Below are 2,881 nucleotides of genomic sequence, written 5' to 3' on the forward strand. Positions count from 1 at the left end.
ACCTCCACGGTGGCCACCGCCACGGCGGAGGCCGGGGCCCCCGACCCCGTCATGGTGCCCCCGGGTCGCCGGATCGGTCTGGCACTCGCGGCGCCCGCGCTGGCGCTGGCCGTGGTGACGTTGGCGCTGGGACTGGGGGGTCAGGTGCTCCTGGAGCTGTCCGGGACCGCTGCGGCCAACCTGTACGACCCGACCGGATACGTCCAGGCGGTGCTCGGATGACCGCCACCCTGACCTGGCCGCTGCGGATCCTGTGGTTCCTGCTGTGGTTCTTCTGGCAGCAGACCACGACCAGCGCGAAGGTCGTCCGCGACGCCTTCCTGCCCCACGCCTCGATCACCCCGGGCTTCGTGCGGTTCCCCACCAGGTGCCGCACCGAACTCGAGGTGACCGTGCTGTCCTCGCTCATCACCCTGACCCCGGGGACGCTGACCCTGGGCGCGCACCATCCGGGGGGCGGTGAGGGGTGGGAGATCGTGGTCCACGGGATGTACTTCCCGGATCCCGACGACCTGACGGCCTCGCTACACGATATGGAGAACCACATGCTGCGGGCGATCCGGAGAGAGGGGCTGGTCCGGTGATCGCCGTCGACATCGCCATCGTCCTGGTCTCCATCGCGGCCGTCCTGTCCTCCTACCGGATGGTCCGTGGCCCCCACGCCGGTGACCGAGCCATCGCGGCGGACCTGCTGTTCTTCGCGTTCATCGCACTCCTCGCCCTCGTCGGCGTGAGGGTGGACAGTCCCTTCGTCTACGACCTCGTCCTGGTCGCGACGCTGGTGGGCCTGGTCTCCGCTCTCTCGCTGGCCCGACTCATGTCCGGGGGTCGGCGATGAGCTGGGACCTGCTCGCGACCGTCCTGGGATCGGTCTCCGTCCTGACGGGGTCCGTGGTGTTCCTCGGAGGCGCCATCGGCCTCCTGCGGTTCCCCGACCTCTACGTCCGGTCCTCCGCCATCGGGGCGGCCGCCGGACTCGGGCTGGTGTTCGTGATCGTCGGCGCCTTCCTGCTGCACCCGTCCTGGGATGCGGCACCCAAGGTGGCGGTGGCGGCGCTCCTCCAGTTCGCCTCCTCCGCCATCGGCGCGATGTCCATCGCCCGCGCCGGGTTCCTCTCGGGCGCCGCGCCCACCTCGGCCACCCGGTATTCGCAGATCGGGTTCGCCACCGACACCCCGTCCGACTCCCCCAAGGGGACCGGTGATGACTGAGCCGCGCGATCTGCCGGACGATCCCGGGGGGCCACCGACCGACGCCACGGGGTTCGCCCTGGTCGACGAGCACGTCGACGAGAACAGCACCTACGGCGAGATGAGCCTGGACGAGGCGACCCGGCGGTTGGCCCGGCTCCGCTCCCGCGGCGACCTCCGGGCGGCCTCGCGCCTCATGGCGTCACTGCCCGACCAGGTCGTGGTGGACATGTTCGAGCGCAGCGCCGACCGCGACCGGGCCGTCGCGTTCCGGTTGCTGCCCAAGGGGCGCGCCCTGGTGCTGTTCGAGGCCCTCGACGCGCCGGTGCAGTCCGAGCTGCTGCGCGGCCTGCGCGAGGAGCAGGTCGCCCACCTCTTCGAGGAGCTCGACCCCGACGACCGCGTCGCTCTCATGGACGAGCTCCCGGCCTTCGTCGCCACGCGCCTCCTGCGCGGGCTGCCGCCCGAGGAGCGCGCGCTCACCAACGAGATCCTCGGCTACCCGGCCGGCTCCATCGGCCGCAGGATGACGCCCGAGTTCGTCTCCGCCCGCCCGGAGATGACCGCGGAGCAGGCGCTCGACCGGGTCCGCGCCCGGCTGGTCGACGTCGAGACGATCTACACGATCCCCGTCGTGGACCAGGGACGCCGCCTCATCGGGGTCGTCGGTCTGAGGTCCCTGATGGGCGCGGAACCCGACACCCTCGTCGGGGACCTGATGAACGACGCCATCTCGATCCACGCCCGCGCCTCCGAGGAGGAGGCCGCCCGCCTCAGCGCGGACGAGCGCGTGATCGTCCTGCCGATCACGGACGAGGAGGACCGTCTCGTGGGCATTCTCACCGTCGACGACGCGCTGCGGATCCTCGAGGACGCCGAGACCGAGGACGCGGCCCGCCAGGGTGGCTCCGAGCCCCTGCGCCGGCCGTACCTGGCCACCCCGGTGCGGTCGATCGTCCGGTCGCGCGTGGTGTGGTTGCTCGTGCTGGGACTCGGCGCGGCGCTCACCGTGCAGGTGTTGGCGGTGTTCGAGACCACGCTCGAGCAGGTCGTGGCGCTCTCGTTGTTCGTTCCGCTCATCATCGGTACCGGCGGGAACACCGGGAACCAGGCCGCCACGACGGTCACCCGCGCCCTGGCACTCGGCGACGTCCGCCCCCGCGACGCCCTGCGGGTACTCGTGCAGGAGGTGCGGACCGGGTTCATCCTGGGGCTCGCGCTGGGCGCGGTGGGACTCATCGCCGCGGGGTTCATCTTCGGCTTCGACTTCGGACTGGTCATCGGGCTGACCCTGCTGGCGCTGTGCACCATCGCGGCCACGGTGGGCGGGCTCATGCCGCTGCTCGCACAGGCGGTCCGGGCGGACCCGGCGGTGTTCTCCAACCCGTTCATCACGACGTTCGTCGACGCGATCGGGTTGATCGTGTACTTCCTGGTAGCGCGGGCCGTTCTGGGCCTGTAGGCAGGGGAGAAGACCCGACGCGGGAGGTGGATGTGGTTCAGCTGGCCCTGCAGCTCCTGGTGGCCGCTCTGCTGCTCAACGTGCTGGCCTGCCTCGTGCGGGTGGTGCGAGGCCCCTCCCCGCGTGACCGCGTGACCGGGGTCGTGTTGGCCGGCACCACCGGCGCCGCCCTGCTGTGCACGCTGTCCGTCCTGGCCGGCGCCCCGGCGGTCCGTTCGGCGGCGCTCG

Annotated in this window: 5 protein-coding genes and 1 pseudogene; all 6 read left to right on the top strand. The window is 71.7% G+C overall.

Annotation, left to right across the window (positions count from 1 at the left end; translation table 11 throughout):
* A pseudogene (locus tag G6017_RS08100) lies at positions 1-222 on the top strand (monovalent cation/H+ antiporter subunit D family protein); the annotation flags it as partial.
* Complete coding sequence (locus G6017_RS08105) at positions 219-584, top strand: Na+/H+ antiporter subunit E (RefSeq protein ID WP_182610374.1); 366 nt, start codon at positions 219-221, stop codon at positions 582-584. The pseudogene G6017_RS08100 and the gene G6017_RS08105, both read left to right, overlap by 4 nt.
* The gene (locus G6017_RS08110) at positions 581-838 is read left to right on the top strand and encodes an MrpF/PhaF family protein (protein WP_182610375.1); all 258 of its coding nucleotides are present in this window, start codon (positions 581-583) and stop codon (positions 836-838) included. The genes G6017_RS08105 and G6017_RS08110 overlap by 4 nt, the downstream gene beginning before the upstream one ends.
* Complete coding sequence (locus G6017_RS08115; protein ID WP_182616865.1) at positions 835-1,212, top strand: cation:proton antiporter; 378 nt, start codon at positions 835-837, stop codon at positions 1,210-1,212. The genes G6017_RS08110 and G6017_RS08115 overlap by 4 nt, the downstream gene beginning before the upstream one ends.
* The gene (gene mgtE, locus G6017_RS08120) at positions 1,205-2,653 is read left to right on the top strand and encodes a magnesium transporter (RefSeq protein ID WP_182610377.1); all 1,449 of its coding nucleotides are present in this window, start codon (positions 1,205-1,207) and stop codon (positions 2,651-2,653) included. Before G6017_RS08115 ends, mgtE begins: the two co-directional genes overlap by 8 nt.
* A 32-nt stretch (positions 2,654-2,685) precedes the next feature.
* The coding region (locus G6017_RS08125) for a hypothetical protein (protein WP_347237966.1) at positions 2,686-2,881 on the top strand (196 nt) is incomplete at its 3' end.

It is taken from the genome of Dietzia sp. B44, assembly GCF_014145245.1.
Classification (GTDB): Bacteria; Actinomycetota; Actinomycetes; order Mycobacteriales; family Mycobacteriaceae; genus Dietzia; species Dietzia natronolimnaea.